Origin of the sequence: Pedobacter sp. GR22-10, from assembly GCF_026239715.1 — a bacterium.
Classification (GTDB): Bacteria; Bacteroidota; Bacteroidia; order Sphingobacteriales; family Sphingobacteriaceae; genus Pedobacter.
This window is the reverse complement of record NZ_JAPIVR010000003.1, coordinates 300,769-319,491: the sequence shown is the minus strand read 5'-3', so window position 1 is coordinate 319,491 and position 18,723 is coordinate 300,769. Positions and strand designations below refer to the sequence as shown.

The following is an 18,723-nucleotide window of genomic DNA, read 5'->3' as shown; positions in this document are numbered from 1 at the left end:
AATGCATGCATATTTTTTATACGCCAGATATTTCCAAAAATACTTATACCCTAAACGAAGAAGAAAGTAAGCATTGTGTTCGGGTGCTTCGGCTTTCAAAAGGAACAGTTGTTAACCTGGTTGATGGTATTGGCGGTTTCTATACAGCCGAAATTATTGACGATCATCCTAAAAAAGTTACGCTATCCGTTTTAAATGTGGAAAGGGAATTTCATAAGCGTAATCACTATTTACACATTGCTGTAGCGCCAACTAAAAACATTGACCGATTGGAGTGGTTCCTTGAAAAGGCTACTGAACTGGGGATTGATGAAATTACGCCCATCATTACAGACCGTTCTGAACGCAGGATAGTAAAAGATGACAGGTTAAATAAGGTAATTACAGCTGCTGTTAAACAATCCATCAAAGCTTATCATCCTAAACTAAATGAGGCAATTTCTTTCGATGATTTTTTGAAACAGCCATTCGAAGGCGAGCGTTTAATTGCCCATTGTATTCAAGATTCAGAAAAGAAATTCATCTCTGATTTAGCAGTGCCTCATCAAAAATATTTAATTCTTATCGGTCCCGAAGGTGACTTCACACCAGAAGAAGTTGGTTTGGCTTTGAATAAAGGCTTTAAACCATTAACTTTAGGTGAAAACAGGCTGCGCACAGAAACTGCTGCATTGTCCGTTTGTTTTGAAATCAATTACCTTAACCGATGAAAAAAGTTATAAGCGATAAGTTAAAAGTTAAAGGTCAGCATTCATTCTTCTTAAAACGATTATTCTTTTTTTCGTTTCTCCTCATTCCTTTCTCTTTACTTTTTTGTCTTTTGTCTTTTACTGTCCCTTCTTACAGGATGGGGAAATTAAAATATAGTGGTGGGGGAGACTGGTATGCTGATCGTACAGCTTTACCTAACCTCATTTCATTTTGTAATACCAACCTGAAAACTAATTTTTATCCAGAAGAAAGCATAGTAGAAGTAGGGAGTAAAGATATCTTCAACTTTCCCTTTGTTTATATGACCGGGCATGGGAATGTACAGTTTAGCGATCTTGAAGTAAAAAACTTACGACAATATTTAACAGGAGGAGGTTTTCTGCATATTGACGATAATTATGGCTTAGATAAATTTATCCGGCCGCAAATGAAAAAAGTTTTTCCTGAATTGAATTTTGTAGAACTACCATCCAATCATGCCATTTATCAGCAGAAATTTAAATTCTCAGGAGGATTGCCTAAAATTCATGAACATGATAATAAACGGCCGCAGGGATTTGCTTTAATTTATAAGGGCAGGGTCGTTTGCTATTACACCTATGAATGCGATTTAGGGAATGGCTGGGAAGATTTGGGTACATACGCCGGAGACACACAGGAAACGCGCTTAAAAGCACTAAAAATGGGTGCTAATTTAGTGCAATATGCTTTAACACAATAGACGTATGGATAAGATCGAGGTGAATAAGAATATCATTTTTAATATTAGCGGAGACGCTACTAAATTCCATGTAAATGATCAGCCAGTAGAATTGGATTTAATCGATATATCGGCTTCGGAGACACATATTTTATATCGAAATCAATCATTCAATGTAGAAGTCGTAGAAGTAAATCAACAAGATAAGACCTGTAAAGTTAAAGTCAACGGGACAATTTATCAAACCAAAGTTGAAGACCGATTTGATCAGTTATTAAAAAACCTGGGTATGGATAACCTCAATTCTAATAAAGTTTTAGAAATGAAAGCGCCCATGCCTGGTATGGTTTTAAAAGTATTGGTGAATGCTGGTGATGAAGTTAAAAAGGGCGATAACCTTTTAATCCTGGAAGCCATGAAGATGGAAAATATCTTAAAGTCAACTACGGATGGAACAGTTAGTAAAGTATTAGTTAAACAAGGAGATAAGGTAGAAAAGAACCAGATCTTAATTCAGTTTAAATAACGATATATAAGTCTTTGTATAAAAAAAGTCCCGGCCTAAAACCGGGACTTTTTTTTATGATTTATCTTCCTTTAACACGATAAGGTTTAGGAGGTGGGGTTTTGAAACTTCTCTTTCCGGCAGTGCTGATTTCCGGGGCACCTAACATCGTCATGGCGCAGCGAAATCCAACTTCAGCAGATGATTCATCTTGTTGCATAAAGCGACGTGTTGCAGGATTTAACCAGTAGGCCATGTCATTCCATGAACCACCTTTGTAAACCCTTGATTTATCATTAACCAAGGTTACACCTTCTTCATTCAGCAGTAAATTCTGTTTATCACGAAAACCTCTTTGATCTGCCTGATAACTATTTGAAGCCGTAATAGGTTGTGGATCCGTAGATTTAGAAATAGAATCGATACGTTTGGCCTGTGCCTGTTTTTCAGCCCAGGTTTGCTTTCTGCCTGAATATGCATTTTCTTTAATTGGGTTGCCATATTTATCAAGCGCAATTTTACCATTCTGAGCATCCTCCAATTTTTTATTGGTGAAGTAATTACCACGGTAAGGGTTAAAAGCATCAGCATCTGTAAATGTGCCTGTTCTATACACATCGTTAACCCATTCATTAACGTTTCCGGCCATGTTGTATAAACCAAAATCGTTTGCCGCATATTGAATAACCGGAACAGTTAAATCACCCTTATCGTTCAGTGATCCGCCAACACCCATGTAATCTCCCGGAGCCCTTTTAAAGTTGGCCTGAATCATGCCCCTCGTTTTTTTACTGGCTGAACTTACACCTAACCCGTTCCATGGATAGATTTTATTCTGATTAATATTTTCATATTCGGTATTACCGATTAAGCCCAATGCAGCATACTCCCATTCAGCCTCAGTAGGCAGTCGATAGGGTTGCATAATTACACCATCTTCCAATGTGGCTGTTCTACGTGGTTGAGTATTTCCCTTTCCTGCACCAGCTGTTGTGGTTGCTGCACCTGCTCTGGTATTATAATCTATAGGTGCATTTTTGCCTTTATCATCATATTGCCCATTCAGATAAGCATCCGTATTAAAGGGCTTATCGGGTCTAGGTGTTGCTGCAGCAGTCGCATTATTCCCTTTACCGCTTGTACCTGCATTAAGTGTTTTATAATCCGTTAAGATACCTTTTTCACGCAAAATAAACTCGTTTGCCCTTGAGGTCCGCCATTCACAGTAACGGGATGCCTGTTCCCAGGAAACGCCTACTACGGGGTAATCACGGTATGCCGGATGCCTCAAATAGTTATCTACATAGGGTTCATTATAAGATAATGCACTCCGCCAAACAAGGGTATCAGGTAGCTCATTGTAATAGAATTCCCGGTCTTCCGGATAGTTATACCTGATCCAGTGTAAATATTCTAGCCAGTCCGTATTGGATACCTCTGTTTCATCCATATAAAATGAAGGCACAGTCACCTGTCTTTTATAATTGTAGATATTTGGTTCTACTCCAGGAATTTCAATTGCACTTCCGCCTACCACAAGAACACCGCCTTCAATTGGAATCAATCCCGGGCCGGGTGCACGCTTATATTGCGTCGCTACGGCAAAAGCTCCGGAAGGATTTGTTTTACTTTTACGATTGGCATAAGGAATGCCGGTTTTACTAGAACTGTTTCCACCTTTCGAGCTACAGCTGGAAAGCAGAATGGCTACCGACAAACATGTAAAAGAGTATAGTAATAGTTTTTTCATAAGTGAGTTTCAAAGTATCGCCCCGTCAACGATTCAACTGATAAAATTAAGCAATTTTAAATCAATATATAAATATTGTGCTAATTAATTGAGGATATATTTTTAAAGGCATAACGTGTTGTCTGGATTGATATTGTAGCAATAGGGTTTTTATTTTTTATTTAGGTTAAAATATTATAAATAAGGCATCTAGTTGGATTCTGGTTGTGGAAAATGGCATTATCAGGATCTTAATTTACAAAAAATTTCTGCAGTGTTTAAGGATGACCATTCTGATTAAACAGGATTCAGACCAAGGAAATAGTGTGCTACAACTTTAGCGAATACATTTGTTGTTCGATCACCTACAAATGCTATAATTTACTGGACGAAGGCAAGGGTAATCAAAGCGCCAATAGCAGTTGACTTCATGCTTCAACTTTCATCAGGAGTTGTAATCATAGTTGGTTTGTAAAAAATGTGGGTTTAATTAGTAAATTATGACTTAATTCGTAATTTGCTAAAATATAGTGTTTGGTTTGACGTTAGGATCAATATATTAAATATATTCTGCAGGTTTTACCGAATACCAAAATCTAAAATTACGTACCTTTAAAGGATGAATTTCAAGTACATCAGTAAACTTGCCTTTTCTGCACTGTCGCTGGCCTTAGTGTTTGGTAAAACAAATGCACAGGTTGTAGCTGGCAATACGCTTACCAATGGAAGTGAATCCAACAATATTGTAACTGCGGTTCCATTCCTGTTGATTACTCCAGATGCCCGTGCAGGTGCAATGGGTGATGCAGGTGTAGCAGTAGCCGGTGATGTAAATTCAGCAAGTATTAATGCTTCTAAACTGGCTTTTCTGGATCAGCCTTATGGATTTGCAGTATCATATAGCCCCTGGCTGAAAAGCCTTGTCCCTGATATCAATCTGGCTTATCTCAGTGGATTTTATAAATTGGATGACCGAAATACGATTGGTGCCTCCTTAAGGTATTTCTCCTTAGGATCTATTCAGTTAACGGATATTAACCAACAGGAACTCGGAATTGCCAACCCAAATGAGCTGGCTTTTGATGTGAGCTTCGCAAGAAATTTTGGTGAAGAGTTTTCATTAGGAACCTCGCTACGGTATATTTATTCCAATCTAGCTTCAGGACAGTTTGCTTCAGGTCAGGTAAGGGCTGGAAATGCCGTGTCGGTTGATGTTTCAGGCCTATATAAAACGGAAAGTGATCTTTTCGGAAAGCCTGCCATTTTTTCAGCAGGAGCGAATATTTCAAATATTGGTACTAAAATGAGTTATTCTGATGGTAGTCAGAACTTTTTTCTGCCTACAAATTTAAAACTGGGCGGGGCATCTACCATTTTGTTAGATGATTATAATACATTTACTTTTGCGCTGGATTTTAATAAATTACTGGTCCCCACGCAGCCCATTTATGATGCCAATAATAATATCGTCAGTGGAAGAGATCCCAACCGATCTGTTCCTGCCGGAATATTCGGATCTTTTAGCGATGCACCCGGTGGTTTAAGCGAGGAATTAAAAGAGATTGGCATCTCCACAGGAGTAGAATATTGGTATAACCAACAGTTTGCCATCAGAGCCGGTTACAATTACCAGAGCCCAATGAAGGGAGACAGCCGTTATTTTACCATGGGCCTTGGTCTGAAATATAATGTCTTCAATATTGATTTCTCATACTTAATGGCCAATGCACAAACTAGTCCGCTTGCCAATACCCTACGTTTTGGTCTTTTGTTTAACTTTGGCGGTAGCAAAACAGTTAAATAACCGCTTTTGGTTCTCATGTAGTTTTCCACTAGCAATTAACCGTTATCAATTTAAATCAATAAACTTTTATAATGAAGATTAAAGTAGGCTTTGGCTTCGACGTTCATCAGTTAAAAGATGAGCATCCTTTTGTGGTGGGTGGGGTAACATTAGAACATCATAAGGGTGCTTTTGGCCATTCGGATGCAGATGTTTTACTACATGCCATTTGTGATGCGCTTTTGGGAGCAGCGAATCTCCGTGATATCGGCTACCATTTTAAGAATACTGACGACCGATGGAAAGGCATCAGCAGCATTATCCTATTAAAAGAAACGGTTAAATTGTTAACAGAAAAAGGTTGGCAAGTGGGGAATATTGATGCCATGCTTTGTCTGGAGGCCCCTAAAATTAATCCTCATATTCCTGCTATGCAACAAAATATTGCTGATGCCATTGAAATTTCTACTGAAGATATTTCTATCAAGGCAACTACAAATGAGCAAATGGGCTTTATTGGCAGGGAAGAAGGTGTGGTGGCCTATGCGGTTTGCCTGATTGAAAAAGCCTGATTTGCCGATACTGCAGCACGTTAAATAGGATGGATTCAAATTCATCCTATCTACCTATTCCTCCAGGTAACCAAATTTTCCCTGATTGTAATCTGATAAGGCCTGCTGTATCTCAGCTGCCGTATTCATTAAGAAGGGGCCATAATGTGCAATAGGCTCATCAATGGGCTCACCACTTAAGATTAGGATAACACTATGGGATAAGGCTTCGATTTCAATTTCTGTTCCGTTATTTTGGAAATGTACAAAGCTATCTGCATGAGCAATTTCTTTTCCATTTACTTCTATCTCACCCTCAATCATCATGAGGCCGGTATTATAATTTGCAGGAAAGCTCAAATTTACTTTTCCGCCTTTATTTAACCTGGCATTGTACACATGAATAGGGGTAAAAGTATTGGCATTGCCTGTTATTCCCTGATAATTCCCGGCAATAACCTCTATTTTTCCGCCCTGATCCGGTAGCTCAATATTTGCCATTTCTGCTTGCTTAATGCTCTGGTACCCGGGTTTCCCCATTTTATCTTTCGAAGGTAGATTAATCCATAACTGAACCATTTGAAAGGATCCTCCGGTTAGACTGTAGTTTTCTTCATGATATTCCTTATGCAGTATGCCCCTTGCTGCAGTCATCCATTGAACATCACCGGCATAAATAATTCCACTCTTTCCCGTACTATCGTGATGTGCAATAGCTCCATGGTAAGCAATGGTTACCGTTTCAAAGCCCCGGTGCGGATGAATGCCTACTCCACGCGGATTTTTTCGTGCAGAAAATTCAATTTTTGAACCATAATCCATCAGGAAAAAAGGACTCATCTCGATTTTATATCCCCCGGGGAAAAAGTTATGTACTCTAAAACCATCTCCAACCATATGCGGTGCAGGTGCTTTTAAAATGCTGGCTATTTGTTTTATTTCCATTCCCTTTAAGTTAAATAAGGCATAGAGCAATAACCCCATGCTGAAATTCCCTTTGCTCTATGCTTGTTTCACAAACTGTAATTCGCCTAAAATTCGAACTTCCTCACTCACCATTACACCACCGCCTTCTATCGATGCATTCCATGTCAGACCGAAATCAGTCCGGTTGATTTTGCCGTTTAATGTAAAACCTGCTTTGGTGTTTCCCCACGGATCAGTTGCTATGCCACCAAATTCTGCAGTTAACTTTACTGGTTTAGTTTCGCCCTTAATAGTTAAATCACCCTGAATCAGGTAATCATCTCCTTCTTTTCTTACGGATGATGATTGAAATTCCATAGTTGGAAATTGCACTGCATTAAAGAAATCTGCACTTTTTAAATGATGATCACGGTCTGTATTTCCGGTGTCTAAAGAATTAATGTCGCCTTCAAATGAAATTTTACCGTTTTCAAATTCATCATTTTCTGTGTCTAATTCTGCTTTAAAAGATTTCAGATTACCAGTAATGGTGGTGATCATTAAGTGTTTTACTTTGAACTGAAGTTCGCTATGTGTTGGATCTAATGTCCATTTTGTAGTAGCCATATATTCTGTTTTGATGCGTTTAATATTACATCACAAAATTACGATAGTAGCTAGGAGAGGAGGTTGATGTATGGTAATAAATAAATTATTGAATTAGAGAATTATTGAATTATAGAATGTTTGAAAAGCCATCTCTCTCCTTCAAAACTCAAGCATTCAATTATTAGAAATGCATTCCTTCATTCAAACCTTATTTGTTCTTAATTACGGGCGGAAGTGTTTGTTGGCCAGTTCTTTTCTTACCCTGCTTAATGATTCCGGTGTAATGCCTAAATACGATGCAATCATCCATTGAGGTACACGAAGTGTAAGATTTGGATAAAGCTTAATAAAATCAAGATAACGTTCTTCAGCCGTTGCACTCAACAGCATATTAATGCGCTTTTGCATAAATCGGATGGAGTTATTCAGCAACCTGACTTGCATCGGCTGCAGACAGGGTACCTGTATGGCCGCCTGCTCCATAAAATCATTGGGCATGAGCACGACTTCGGAAGCTTCGATCGCCTCAATGAAAAATATCGATGGCTCATTATTCATATTATTCCGGTCAGAAATTAACCAGTTTTCGGGTGCAAACTGAAGAATATGTTCTTTGCCCTTTGAATCAATTGAATAGGCACGTAATAGTCCTTTACAAACAAAGAAACCATGTTTAAGGTTATCTCCTGTATATTGAATGATCTGGCTTTTATCGAATTTCTTTACTTTTAAAGGAGAAGAAATGCTGTCAAATTGCTCATCAGTTATGGCTATTTTTTCTTTGAGATAGTTTTTAAACTGATCGATCATAAAGGATTATTACTTTTTTGAAGGTTTAATGTCCGAAAAATCTACACCGCATTTGCAATTGCCGCCGCAGCCATCTTTCTTCACCCGAAGAGACTTATAAACCAAACGGCCAACATATACCAATGCTACCGCAAAAAGTAAAAAGACTAAAATGGTTTGAATATTCATAATACAAATATAACAGGCATTTTTAGTTTGGTGTTCAGGTGAATGTAAATTATTTTAAAGTCAAATTAAGTATCAAATATTTACCACAGAGCGCACTGCATTTTAACACCGAGTGCACAGGGAAAGTAATTTTTTAGGATTAAAATAAAGAGATTAGTCTTCCATAAAACCTACGGTGCCACCAACCCAGTCAAAATCTGCATTGTAACGGACGCCAATCATTTTGCCACGACTTAACCTGGCCAGGTTGATACAAAGTTGCGGTTCGCCATCATCCGGCCATAAATACATCATCCTGATTTCTGCCTTCACGCCACCTGTTGGCGATTGTACGGCAGGTTCATAATTAACTTTTCGCTGCAAAATCCAGTTTTCAGGGTCGGGGATAGTCCTAACATCTGCTTCCGTCACATCAATAATGACTCCCATGCCCGCAAATGAAAATAAAGGCTTTAATACATAGTTTTCCAAGTCAGTTGGAATGCTATCAATCTGATTTAAAAACCTGGTTTCAGGAACAAATTCACTATCCAGAAAAGGCATGGTGTATTTGCTGATCCGATAAAACCAGTTGGGGTGGGTTGCCCATTCAATATCCAGTTCATCTCGCGGATCGAAGCTGGTTTTGAAGATCTCGGTATTATTGGCTACCTCATCAAATATTAATCGGTTATAGATTCGCTTCAGCTGAATTTGTTTGCCGTTTTCTTCGTAGAAAAGCTGCTTTCCTATCTTCTTAATATCCTTCAATGCCAGGATCTTTATTCCAAGCAGCTTTTGCGTTACAAAAAAATCGATGGCTGTTTTTTGATTGGGTGCATCAACATCCATCAGCGCTACCTCATGTGGTTGATGCTTACCAATAATCACCTCTTTTAATAATTGGATGTATTGCGCTTCATTAAATCCATTCAGGAAATAATCCAGGGATGAATCAATATCAAACTGCGTAGCAAAAGTTTTTCCAAGGTGATGCTGAAAACCATAAAGAGATGGAAAACCCTGCAGCTCTATTAACATCGGTGTTAATTCCCCTGCTTCGTTTTTACAAATGCCGAAATCAAAAGTTAGAAAATGAGGGTGGTCATTTTCGTTTGGCACATTCCATTGAGGCGGTATTGAGGGAGCTGTAAACGCTTTGAAATTTGGTTGCTTAATCAGATTGATGATTTCTTCACCGGCAGCGATTAACTTTTCTTTTAATGCTTTAGGAATGAAAACCGGAGTTTCGGCTACGCGAAAGGGAATTTGAGGATAACTATCTTCCAGCACTTTAATGAAGTTTTGATACTTTTCATCATTAAACTGCTTATTATATTTTTCACGTTGTGCAGGTATCATAATTAGGTATATTTATTTGATACTATTCTATTTCTCTGCAGCTTTTGCTTCGCAGGCCGCTCATTGCCAGTTTTCATTTTTTCAACAAAGTGAAGCAATCGATTATGAATGAAATTCGAATCAGGAAGATTGCTTAACATTATGATTCAGCATCATTTTACAATAATTATACTTAATAAACCATAATTAAACTTCCTGTAATGTCCCGATGGCTTGTTTCAAAAAATTAGGTAAGATTATGCTTTGCGTCAGCACAATCCTTGCCGGATCATCCAAGCTGTTCAGCATATCCAAATACTTTTGTTCGCCATGCAGATCAACAATTGCTTTTTTCTTTTCTTCCTGAAGCAAATACATTTTCATTCCAACCGGATCTGCCTCCGGATGAAACTGGGTACCGATAATTTCATTTGAAAAGCGTATTGACATCATGCAACGTTCCAAATCCACATGTTTTCGTTCTTTTTCTATCGCCAGTAGTTTAGCACCTTTTCTTTCAAAGGCATCAAAATCTGGCTCAATAACCTGCCAGTCTCTGCTGTCAACAGAGAAAAATGGATTGGTGATACCCTTAAAAATTTCATCCTGCTCGCCTTCTTCGGTAAGCGTGATGGGGAAAATCCCAAAAGCATTTGATCGCCTTTCGGTTACATTTCCCAGTTTGTATTTTTTGCAGGCCAGCTGGAAGGAGTGGCAAATCAGAAAAGCATATTTTTTTTCCATTTCGCTTCCTTGATTAAAGGCTTCAATCTGATCGAGCAAGTTGTAAAAGTCATTTTCCCACTTTTCGCCTTCACTCTCCAGCGGACTTCCGGGTCCGCCGCTTGAAATGTAAGCATCGTATTCCAAACCGGGAATTTCTCCTTTCTGCCTTAAATCAAACAGATCAAAAGAAAGGTTGATATGATTCTCTTTTCCAAAGCGCAACAGAATTTCCTGAATTCCCCGCATACCCTGGTTAGCTGCGCCATTATTCATGTCGATAACGGCCACCTTTAAATCTTTTTTATTCATCGTGAAATTACTTTGCACCAATCAGGGTTTGAGTGGTGATATAATCTACTACTGATTCAAAACTATCGGTTTGCTGGTAAACGGCCAGTTGCCTGTCGGCACCGGTACCATGCTCCAGTATTCGGTGTACATAGTTAATGTCATCACGACAGCCTAAATCATCCACTACATCATCTACAAAATCCAATAACTCCAGGATCAGGTTTCGACAGTTAACTTCCATTTCTTTACCGAAATCTATTAAATTTCCGTCAATTCCATAACGGGCAGCACGCCATTTATTCTCATTAATGAGTGCGCGTGAATAGCTGATAAATTCCATATTCTGTAAACGCAACTTATATAACTTGGCACAAAGGGCCTGAAACAGGGCAGTGAAAGCCATCGTCTCGTCAATCAGCATCGGGCAATCACAAATCCGGAATTCTACCGTATCAAAAAAGGGGTGAACGCGAATGTCCCACCAGATTTTTTTGGCATTGTCCATGCAATTGGTTTTGATCAGCAGCTTAACGTAGCTGTCATAATCTTCAATACTGTTGAAAATATCGGGAATACCTGTTCTTGGAAACTTATCGAAAATTTTGGTCCGGAAAGATTTATAGCCAGTATTTCTCGATTCCCAAAAAGGTGAATTTGTAGATAATGCAAATACGTGAGGCAAAAAATAACGAACCTGGTTGGCAATATGGATGGCCAGCTCACGTGATTGAAAACCCACATGCACATGAAGGCCAAAGATCAGGTTTGAACGTGCAGCTTCCTGTAATTCGTTCACAATTTCATTATACCGCGGATGTTCCGTAATCAACTGCTTTTCCCAGTGCGAAAACGGGTGTGTACCTGCGGCGCCAATCCGTAAGCCCTGTTCTCCGGCCAGTTGCGAAACGGTGTAGCGCAGTTGGGAAATTTCTTTTCTGGCTTCTGTAGTTGATTTGCAGATGCCGGTTCCCACCTCCACTACAGCCTGGTGCATCTCTGCCTTTACCTGGTCTTTATGGATTTTTTGTGCAGCTTCAACAATTTTTTGATCATGTGAGGTAAGTTCCCTGGTAACGGGATCAATTACCATGTACTCTTCCTCTATGCCAAGCGTAAATTCATTCATCCTGATTGGTATTTATAAAATCCCATTTATTTTTTTGGTGCTGCCTTTTTAGGCTTTGGAGTAGCTTTTTCTATTCCAGCTTTCGGGGCAACGGCTTTTTTGGCTGGCGCTTTTGGAGTTGCTTTGGCAACCAAAGGTTTTCCAGCAACTGAAGCTTTAATATACTCGCCCCAGGTTAAGTTATCCTGCCCATCTTGTTGTGCTTTGGCTCTTTCAATGGCATAATTGGCTGTAGTTTCTACCACCCAGTCGAAGTTCTCCTGTCCAACACTTTTAATATCGGCATCCGGAGCCGGGTTACAGAAATCAATGGCAATAGGCACACCATCTCTAACGGCAAATTCTACAGTATTAAAGTCATAACCTAAATACTGACACAATTTAAGGGTATACTCTTCTACTGTTTTTAATAATTTAGGGTCTGGTGCTTTACCATCAACCGCATAGCGCAAATGGTGCGGATTGCGTGGGTCATATTGCATGATGCGTACATGTTTTCCGCCTATGCAATAACACCTGAAATATTCTTCGAAAATGATTTCTTCTTGTAAAAGCATCACCAGTTGTTCAGTACCACTATGTTTATCAAAGAAATCTTCCTTATCGTGCAATTTATAGACATCTCGCCACCCACCGCCATCATATGGTTTCATGTAAGCCGGAAAGCCGGTATATTCAAAAATCGCATCCCAATCCAGTGGCATGGTCAGATTAGAGAAAGATTCACCGGTGGTTCCTGTTGGATGTTGTCTTGATGGAATTAAAGCTGTTTTAGGTACCGGTACACCAATCTGTTCGGCAAGCGCATTGTTAAAGAACTTCTCATCAGCACTCCACCAGAACGGATTATTAATAACTGCCGTACCGGTAGTTGCTGCATTTTTTAATGATGCACGGTAAAATGGAACATCCTGAGAAATACGGTCAATAATCACCGAATAACCCAGTGGCACATTTTGAAATATTTTATCAATTTTAACTGCTTCGGCAGTAATGCCATCTTCTGCTTTTTGATTAATCCTCTCGATAACGGCTTCAGGGAAAGAACGTTCCTGGCCAAATAGAATCCCAATTTTTTTCATTTTTACTAATTAAGTTTAATTGTGGTAAAGGTTAATCGTGTAACTGATTAATTGTTAAATTGTTTTATTGTTAAGCAACATCTATAACTGAGCGATATAATTTGGAAACATTTCTCTCCAGATTGGCCAGTCATGATCTGCATTTTGCCTGATATCCAGCCAATGGTCTATTCCTTTTTTTGTTAAAATACCAGATAGATTTTCATTATCTGCACGGCACATATCCCGATCAGTAGTACCCAAAACAATTTTCATGTGATGCAGTTCTGGGTTACTGTTGTTCATCAGGTTATCTACAGGGTTATTAAAATAGACATCATCGTTATAAAAACCATCCAACTGTCCTTTGATGTCAAAAGCGCCACTCATGCTAAACATGTGGCTCACCAGCCAGGGATGCCGAAAGGCAAAATTAGCCGCGTGGTAACCGCCAAAGCTGCAGCCGGCAGTGATGATTTTAGTACTTCCGGTTTCATGTCTGGCCAATGGTGCCACTTCTTCCAGCAGGTATCGATCATACCAGATGTGATTTTTTACCCGGTCTGCCGGATGGATACCCTTATTGTACCAGCTCAGTTTGTCAATACTGTCAGGACAATAGATTTTAATTTTTCCTTCATTGATAAATCCTTCCACCGAGTCAATCAGTTTAAAGTCTTTGTTTTCGTAATAGCGCCCCATACTTGTCGGGAACAGCAAAATAGGAATTCCGCTATGGCCAAAAATAAGCATGTCTATTTCTGTGCTTAAATTTGTGCTGTACCACTTTTTATGTTCTTCTCTCATATCAAAAATTGAATGTTTTAAGATAGAGATTTTATCATTATAAAAAGAACCTTCATGGCTTAAATAAAAGCGTAATGTAAAAATTGAATACTGATAATTAATAGTTTAGCGAGATTTGTACCTTTGCGCCTTTAAAGGGCAAGATGCCAGTGTTAGGGGATTTATTTATGTATACCGCAATTTTATCAATAAAAGTTAATGTTAACCATTTCAAGATTCCTTCAGCTTATTTAGCACACGAGGTTGAAATCGATATGTATGTGCCTGAGGGTATTTTGGGCAACGAAAAAATAGAGCTGCTTTTAATTAACGACGGACAAGATGTAGCCAGGATGGATTTTGCGCAAATACTGGAAGATGCTCATCATAGTAAGCGAAACCACAGGTTAATTGTAGTGGCGATTAAAGCATCAGCAGATCGTTTAATGGAGTATGGTGTTGCAGGTAAACCTGATTTTAAAGGAAGGGGAGCAAGTGCCGGGTTATACAATGATTTTATCATTAAGGAGCTTTTGCCTTTTGTTAAAAAGAAAATTGCGATGCCCATTACCGGTAAAGTTGCTTACGCAGGGTTTTCGCTGGGTGGCCTTTCTGCTTTCGATATTGCATGGAATAATCCAGGTATTTTTGATGTAATTGGCGTTTTTTCAGGGGCTTTCTGGTGGCGAAAAAAGGATTTAACCGATGGATATACGGATGCAGATCGAATTATTCACGAATTGATCGATTCCAGCGATACAAAACCGGATATGAAATTCTGGCTGATGACCGGAACAGAAGATGAAAAGGCCGATCGCAATAGAAATCTGATTATTGATTCTATAGATGATACCATTGACGTGGTGAAAGGACTGTTGAACAAAGGTTATAAACGGCCGGATCACATCTTTTATTATGAAAAAGTGGGTGGAAAGCATGATGTGCAAACCTGGGAAAGCGTGATGCCTGCTTTTTTGAATTGGGCGTTTGAGGCTTAAATACTAATTGTACTTTTCAAGTATACCCGTATCAAATATGGTCCATAAACAACTGCGCTGACCGCACCTTTTTAATGCGGCGTTTGTCCAGGTATTGCAGGTTTTAAACATGCTGTAACTTCCTTTGGCTTCATAAAATGCATCGCCAATATCGTAATGAGTATTGGTTTTTACCTTAATAAAGTCTCCTGCAGCGTCTGTCTGAAAACTATTGCTTACATATCGAATCAGTTTTTGGTATTGCACATGGCTGATCATTACTTTTTTGCATTGCTCATCTTCTAACATATATTGATAGTAAGTAGCGTGCATGGCAGAAGTGCTTAAGCCAGATATGGCTCGTAGCGCGGTAGCCAGTTTCAGGTCAGAAAATGCCGGCGTTTCTAAATAAAATTTTTTATCGCCCCAGCCAATAGCCAGGTATTGATAGGTGCTATCGGCTTCAAGGGTGTTGCTATAGGGGATTTTCTTTGTCCAGTCTATTGCGGGATTTGCGGCGGGCATGACAATATCAGTATGTATTCCATTCGATAAAATATAGATGGATACTTCTGGCTTGTTGTTCGGTTTCGCATTTACGGTGATCCGTGATAAACCAAAGGCCATCAGAAAATAGAAAGCAATCAGAGCAATAAAAATAAAGGTAAATCTACCAGCGTATTTAAGAAACCGTTTATTCATTGAAAATGGAGTGGGGTCTGTTGTTAATACAAAATGGGTAATAGGGTAACCCCAAAATGGCATAATTTATAGTAATATCAATTTTAGTGATGCGCTTATCAATAAAGGTGATTTTTTGCAACTATAGATAATGTTTACTTTCATCACATGATAAAAGGACTATTTGAAACTCATATTGATGTTGAGGACTTAGAAAGAGCTATTGATTTTTATAAAAATGTAATGGGTTTAACCCCGTGTTATTATGAAGAAGGAAGGAGAATTGCTTTCTTTTGGGTTGGCGAACCGAAGGGAGCCATGCTGGGGCTTTGGGAAAAACCGAAAGGTGAAGTCTGTGTAAGGCACTTTGCTTTCAGTTGCGATGTAGATGATGTACTGAACAAATCCGTAAGTTTTTTACGGGAGAATAACCTAAAACCTTATAATTTTTTAAAAAGTGATGATTTAGCACCTATGGTTTTTGCCTGGATGCCAGCTATTGCTATTTATTTTAACGATCCTGATGGAAATGCATTAGAGTTTATTGCGATGCTGGAAGGCGAAGCCAAACCTGATTTAGGCGTTATTTCTTATGAAGAATGGCTGAATAGCATTTAAAAATGTGGCATTAAGAGAAATAGTATAGAGCCATAATGCCTAAAAAACAAGTTGTTCTAAGCATTATTCTTTATCCTGTACCACAATGCCGCCGCCTTCACAATGAATCAACACAGTACATTCATCGCGCCTGTCTTTAACCAGCACTTTGGTGTTAATTTTACAAAGCTTATCGGCCAGGGCATCCTGAATTTCAGACCATTCCTGGCTTAGCGTTTCCAATTCTTTTTCCTTTCTTTCTCTTTCCATGCAGGCAATCAGGTGTTCATCGGCCTGGTCTGAAGTAATGTATTCTTCTTTAGATAAATCTGGTACTTCAGCTGCATCCATAGCCCTTTTTGCTGCTTCTACTTCAAGCGACTTTTCTTCGTACTGATCAAATAATTGTTGTATCGATTTTTCCATTTACATAATACCCTAAAATTATTCATTTGTTTTGTTCTTTTGAACTTGTACGATTTTTTAAAACAGGCTTTGGTTTCTAAACCTGATGGAAACGGCAGCCCCTAATTTTTGATGAGTGCTAATCATACAGCAGGAACGACGCAAACCGAAATGTTACTGCCTTTGCTTTTCTAATTAAAAATGAGACCATTACAAGATTATTATAGCATTAAATAGTAAGCGATATAGTAGAAAATCCATTTCTAAACACTATCTTTGCGCCAAATTTGAGGCGCATTTTATGCAAAAGATTAGAAATATAGCTATTATAGCACACGTTGACCACGGTAAAACCACGTTGGTTGATAAGATTTTACACTCTTGTTCTATTTTTCGTGACAACGAACAAACAGGAGATTTGATATTGGATAACAACGATTTAGAGCGCGAACGTGGTATCACCATCGTATCTAAAAACGTATCTGTTCAGTACAAAGACGTAAAAATTAACATTATTGACACTCCTGGTCACGCGGATTTCGGCGGTGAAGTAGAGCGTGTTTTGAAGATGGCAGATGGTGTACTTTTACTTTGCGATGCTTTTGAAGGTGCAATGCCTCAGACACGTTTCGTAACGCAAAAAGCTTTAGCCCTTGGTTTAAAACCAATTGTGGTAGTAAATAAAGTGGATAAGGAAAACTGTCGCCCTGAAGAAGTTTACGAACAAATTTTCGAATTGTTCTTTAACCTTGAGGCTACTGAAGAACAATTGGATTTCCCGGTTATTTACGGTTCATCTAAACAAGGATGGATGAGTACTGACTGGCAAAAACCAACTACAGATATTTTCGCATTGTTAGATGCAGTTGTGGCTAACATTCCACCTGCACCGATTAACGATGGTACTTTACAAATGCAAATCACTTCGTTAGATTATTCTTCTTTCGTAGGTCGTATTGCCATTGGTCGTGTTCACCGCGGTACCATTAAAGAAAACCAACCGGTTACTTTAATCAAACGCGATGGAAAAGTTGTTAAAACCAGGGTAAAAGAACTTTATACTTTCGAAGGTTTAGGAAAAATCCGTACCACAGAAGTAAGTTCTGGTGATATTTGTGCCGTTGTAGGTATTGACGGATTTGATATTGGTGATACAATCGCTGATTTTGAAGCTCCTGAACAATTACCGGTAATCAGCATTGATGAGCCTACGATGAACATGTTGTTCACCATCAATAACTCTCCATTCTTTGGTAAAGAAGGTAAATTGGTTACTTCTCAGCGTATTAAAGAGCGTTTGATCAAAGAAACTGAGAAAAACCTGGCTTTAAAAGTAGTTGAAACAGCATCTCCTGATTCATGGTTGGTTTACGGTCGTGGTATTCTCCATTTATCGGTATTAATCGAAACGATGCGTCGTGAAGGTTATGAGATTCAGGTTGGTCAGCCACAGGTTATCGTAAAGGAAATCGACGGTAAAAAACATGAGCCAATTGAGACTTTAATTGTTGATGTGCCTGCTGAAGTTTCTGGTAAGGTAATCGAATTGGTAACGCAGCGTAAAGGTGAGTTATTGATTATGGAACCAAAAGGTGATTTACAACACTTAGAATTCGAAATCCCATCTCGCGGTATCATCGGTTTACGTAACAACGTATTAACGGCTACAGCTGGTGAGGCAATTATGGCGCACCGTTTCAAAGCTTATGAGCCTTGGAAAGGTACTATTCCTGGTCGTTTAAATGGTGTATTGGTATCGATGGAAAAAGGACAAACTACTGCTTATTCAATCGATAAGTTACAGGATAGAGGTCGTTTCTTTGTTGATCCGGGAGTTGATGTTTATGAAGGTCAGATTATGGGTGAACACATCCGTGATAATGATTTAGTCGTAAACGTTGTGAAGGGAAAAGCATTAACCAATATGCGTGCATCTGGTACAGATGATAACACCCGTATCGCACCTGCAATTAAATTCTCTTTAGAAGAGGCTATGGAATATATCCAGGCTGATGAGTATATTGAGGTTACACCTGCAAGCATGCGTTTACGTAAAATCTTTTTAACAGAACAAGAACGTAAAGTTAAAGGAAAGCAATTCGCTTAAACGTCTAAATCCCTAAGGGGTAAAATATAGCTTACCAAAGCCTCGATGTAAATCGGGGCTTTTTTTGTTTAATTGGTGAAGTTTTTATCATTTAAGGGATGTAAGTTGGATAGTGGAAATTCCTGGCTTTCAGGTTTGATTCAAGAGCCATTGTTCCCCTCTCTTTCAGGAGAC

The 18,723-nt window shown here is 38.8% G+C and carries 20 protein-coding genes; 8 read left to right on the top strand and 12 right to left on the bottom strand.

Annotated elements, in window-relative coordinates; translation table 11 throughout:
- The first annotated feature begins 5 nt into the window (after positions 1-5).
- Genes OQX64_RS14080 through OQX64_RS14070 form a run of 3 tightly spaced genes read left to right on the top strand, consistent with a single transcriptional unit; the run spans position 6 to position 1,937 of the window.
- Complete coding sequence (locus OQX64_RS14080; protein WP_265819257.1) at positions 6-710, top strand: 16S rRNA (uracil(1498)-N(3))-methyltransferase; 705 nt, start codon at positions 6-8, stop codon at positions 708-710.
- Complete coding sequence (locus OQX64_RS14075) at positions 707-1,432, top strand: DUF4159 domain-containing protein (protein ID WP_265819256.1); 726 nt, start codon at positions 707-709, stop codon at positions 1,430-1,432. The genes OQX64_RS14080 and OQX64_RS14075 overlap by 4 nt, the downstream gene beginning before the upstream one ends.
- 4 nt (positions 1,433-1,436) lie before the next feature.
- A complete protein-coding gene (locus tag OQX64_RS14070) occupies positions 1,437-1,937 on the top strand; it encodes an acetyl-CoA carboxylase biotin carboxyl carrier protein subunit (protein WP_265819255.1) in 501 nt (166 codons plus the stop codon).
- A 61-nt stretch (positions 1,938-1,998) separates the two neighbouring features.
- On the opposite strand, the gene OQX64_RS14065 is transcribed toward OQX64_RS14070, so the two are convergent.
- Entirely contained in the window at positions 1,999-3,666 is a 1,668-nt protein-coding gene (locus OQX64_RS14065) for an SUMF1/EgtB/PvdO family nonheme iron enzyme (protein WP_172406427.1), read from the bottom strand.
- A 598-nt stretch (positions 3,667-4,264) separates the two neighbouring features.
- Between OQX64_RS14065 and porV the strand changes: the two genes are divergently transcribed.
- The gene (gene porV, locus OQX64_RS14060; protein WP_088299770.1) at positions 4,265-5,449 is read left to right on the top strand and encodes a type IX secretion system outer membrane channel protein PorV; all 1,185 of its coding nucleotides are present in this window, start codon (positions 4,265-4,267) and stop codon (positions 5,447-5,449) included.
- 71 nt (positions 5,450-5,520) lie between these two features.
- On the top strand, positions 5,521-6,000 hold the full coding sequence (ispF, locus tag OQX64_RS14055) for a 2-C-methyl-D-erythritol 2,4-cyclodiphosphate synthase (protein WP_265819254.1): 480 nt from the start codon (positions 5,521-5,523) through the stop codon (positions 5,998-6,000).
- Between the two features lie 54 nt (positions 6,001-6,054).
- Here ispF and OQX64_RS14050 read toward each other — a convergent pair whose 3' ends face one another.
- From OQX64_RS14050 to OQX64_RS14010, 9 genes are all read right to left on the bottom strand, one after another.
- The gene (locus OQX64_RS14050; RefSeq protein WP_265819253.1) at positions 6,055-6,924 is read right to left on the bottom strand and encodes a pirin family protein; all 870 of its coding nucleotides are present in this window, start codon (positions 6,922-6,924) and stop codon (positions 6,055-6,057) included.
- Positions 6,925-6,981: 57 nt separating this feature from the next.
- On the bottom strand, positions 6,982-7,512 hold the full coding sequence (locus OQX64_RS14045; RefSeq protein WP_265819252.1) for a YceI family protein: 531 nt from the start codon (positions 7,510-7,512) through the stop codon (positions 6,982-6,984).
- A 204-nt stretch (positions 7,513-7,716) separates the two neighbouring features.
- Positions 7,717-8,304 carry a Crp/Fnr family transcriptional regulator gene (locus tag OQX64_RS14040; RefSeq protein ID WP_088299767.1) on the bottom strand — a complete coding sequence of 196 codons (588 nt, stop codon included), beginning with the start codon at positions 8,302-8,304 and terminating at the stop codon, positions 7,717-7,719.
- 9 nt (positions 8,305-8,313) lie between these two features.
- Complete coding sequence (locus OQX64_RS14035; protein ID WP_088299766.1) at positions 8,314-8,472, bottom strand: FeoB-associated Cys-rich membrane protein; 159 nt, start codon at positions 8,470-8,472, stop codon at positions 8,314-8,316.
- Positions 8,473-8,625: 153 nt separating this feature from the next.
- Positions 8,626-9,813: a hypothetical protein gene (locus tag OQX64_RS14030; protein WP_265819251.1), complete on the bottom strand. Its 1,188-nt coding sequence runs from the start codon at positions 9,811-9,813 to the stop codon at positions 8,626-8,628.
- 186 nt (positions 9,814-9,999) lie between these two features.
- On the bottom strand, positions 10,000-10,827 hold the full coding sequence (locus OQX64_RS14025; RefSeq protein ID WP_265819250.1) for a type 1 glutamine amidotransferase: 828 nt from the start codon (positions 10,825-10,827) through the stop codon (positions 10,000-10,002).
- A gap of 7 nt (positions 10,828-10,834) precedes the next feature.
- Entirely contained in the window at positions 10,835-11,935 is a 1,101-nt protein-coding gene (locus OQX64_RS14020; protein ID WP_265819249.1) for a carboxylate-amine ligase, read from the bottom strand.
- A 26-nt stretch (positions 11,936-11,961) separates the two neighbouring features.
- Positions 11,962-13,017 (bottom strand): ATP-grasp domain-containing protein, encoded by a 1,056-nt coding sequence (locus OQX64_RS14015; protein ID WP_265819248.1) that lies wholly within the window; start codon positions 13,015-13,017, stop codon positions 11,962-11,964.
- 81 nt (positions 13,018-13,098) lie between these two features.
- Positions 13,099-13,803, bottom strand: coding sequence for an esterase family protein (locus tag OQX64_RS14010; protein ID WP_088299761.1), 705 nt, complete (start codon positions 13,801-13,803; stop codon positions 13,099-13,101).
- Positions 13,804-13,946: 143 nt separating this feature from the next.
- On the opposite strand from OQX64_RS14010, the gene OQX64_RS14005 reads away from it, so the two are divergent.
- Positions 13,947-14,780 carry an alpha/beta hydrolase gene (locus OQX64_RS14005; RefSeq protein WP_265819247.1) on the top strand — a complete coding sequence of 278 codons (834 nt, stop codon included), beginning with the start codon at positions 13,947-13,949 and terminating at the stop codon, positions 14,778-14,780.
- Between the two features lie 3 nt (positions 14,781-14,783).
- Here OQX64_RS14005 and OQX64_RS14000 read toward each other — a convergent pair whose 3' ends face one another.
- Positions 14,784-15,461, bottom strand: a complete 678-nt coding sequence (locus OQX64_RS14000; RefSeq protein ID WP_265819246.1) for a TIGR02117 family protein — start codon at positions 15,459-15,461, stop codon at positions 14,784-14,786.
- Positions 15,462-15,608: 147 nt separating this feature from the next.
- Between OQX64_RS14000 and OQX64_RS13995 the strand changes: the two genes are divergently transcribed.
- Positions 15,609-16,058 carry a VOC family protein gene (locus tag OQX64_RS13995; protein WP_088299758.1) on the top strand — a complete coding sequence of 150 codons (450 nt, stop codon included), beginning with the start codon at positions 15,609-15,611 and terminating at the stop codon, positions 16,056-16,058.
- A gap of 63 nt (positions 16,059-16,121) precedes the next feature.
- On the opposite strand, the gene OQX64_RS13990 is transcribed toward OQX64_RS13995, so the two are convergent.
- The gene (locus tag OQX64_RS13990) at positions 16,122-16,463 is read right to left on the bottom strand and encodes a hypothetical protein (protein WP_265819245.1); all 342 of its coding nucleotides are present in this window, start codon (positions 16,461-16,463) and stop codon (positions 16,122-16,124) included.
- Between the two features lie 280 nt (positions 16,464-16,743).
- Between OQX64_RS13990 and typA the strand changes: the two genes are divergently transcribed.
- Entirely contained in the window at positions 16,744-18,549 is a 1,806-nt protein-coding gene (gene typA, locus OQX64_RS13985; protein WP_088299756.1) for a translational GTPase TypA, read from the top strand.
- Positions 18,550-18,723: the final 174 nt, after the last annotated feature.

Coding starts and splice junctions, on each gene's coding strand:
- OQX64_RS14045 (WP_265819252.1), bottom strand. CDS start 7,512: ATGGCTACTACAAAATGGACATTAGATCCAACACATAGCGAACTTCAG.
- OQX64_RS14065 (WP_172406427.1), bottom strand. CDS start 3,666: ATGAAAAAACTATTACTATACTCTTTTACATGTTTGTCGGTAGCCATT.
- OQX64_RS14050 (WP_265819253.1), bottom strand. CDS start 6,924: ATGGAAATAAAACAAATAGCCAGCATTTTAAAAGCACCTGCACCGCAT.
- OQX64_RS14080 (WP_265819257.1), top strand. CDS start 6: ATGCATATTTTTTATACGCCAGATATTTCCAAAAATACTTATACCCTA.
- OQX64_RS14075 (WP_265819256.1), top strand. CDS start 707: ATGAAAAAAGTTATAAGCGATAAGTTAAAAGTTAAAGGTCAGCATTCA.
- OQX64_RS14025 (WP_265819250.1), bottom strand. CDS start 10,827: ATGAATAAAAAAGATTTAAAGGTGGCCGTTATCGACATGAATAATGGC.
- porV (WP_088299770.1), top strand. CDS start 4,265: ATGAATTTCAAGTACATCAGTAAACTTGCCTTTTCTGCACTGTCGCTG.
- ispF (WP_265819254.1), top strand. CDS start 5,521: ATGAAGATTAAAGTAGGCTTTGGCTTCGACGTTCATCAGTTAAAAGAT.
- OQX64_RS14010 (WP_088299761.1), bottom strand. CDS start 13,803: ATGAGAGAAGAACATAAAAAGTGGTACAGCACAAATTTAAGCACAGAA.
- OQX64_RS14035 (WP_088299766.1), bottom strand. CDS start 8,472: ATGAATATTCAAACCATTTTAGTCTTTTTACTTTTTGCGGTAGCATTG.
- OQX64_RS14040 (WP_088299767.1), bottom strand. CDS start 8,304: ATGATCGATCAGTTTAAAAACTATCTCAAAGAAAAAATAGCCATAACT.
- OQX64_RS14000 (WP_265819246.1), bottom strand. CDS start 15,461: ATGAATAAACGGTTTCTTAAATACGCTGGTAGATTTACCTTTATTTTT.
- OQX64_RS14020 (WP_265819249.1), bottom strand. CDS start 11,935: ATGAATGAATTTACGCTTGGCATAGAGGAAGAGTACATGGTAATTGAT.
- OQX64_RS14005 (WP_265819247.1), top strand. CDS start 13,947: ATGCCAGTGTTAGGGGATTTATTTATGTATACCGCAATTTTATCAATA.
- OQX64_RS13990 (WP_265819245.1), bottom strand. CDS start 16,463: ATGGAAAAATCGATACAACAATTATTTGATCAGTACGAAGAAAAGTCG.
- OQX64_RS14030 (WP_265819251.1), bottom strand. CDS start 9,813: ATGATACCTGCACAACGTGAAAAATATAATAAGCAGTTTAATGATGAA.
- OQX64_RS14070 (WP_265819255.1), top strand. CDS start 1,437: ATGGATAAGATCGAGGTGAATAAGAATATCATTTTTAATATTAGCGGA.
- OQX64_RS14015 (WP_265819248.1), bottom strand. CDS start 13,017: ATGAAAAAAATTGGGATTCTATTTGGCCAGGAACGTTCTTTCCCTGAA.
- OQX64_RS13995 (WP_088299758.1), top strand. CDS start 15,609: ATGATAAAAGGACTATTTGAAACTCATATTGATGTTGAGGACTTAGAA.
- typA (WP_088299756.1), top strand. CDS start 16,744: ATGCAAAAGATTAGAAATATAGCTATTATAGCACACGTTGACCACGGT.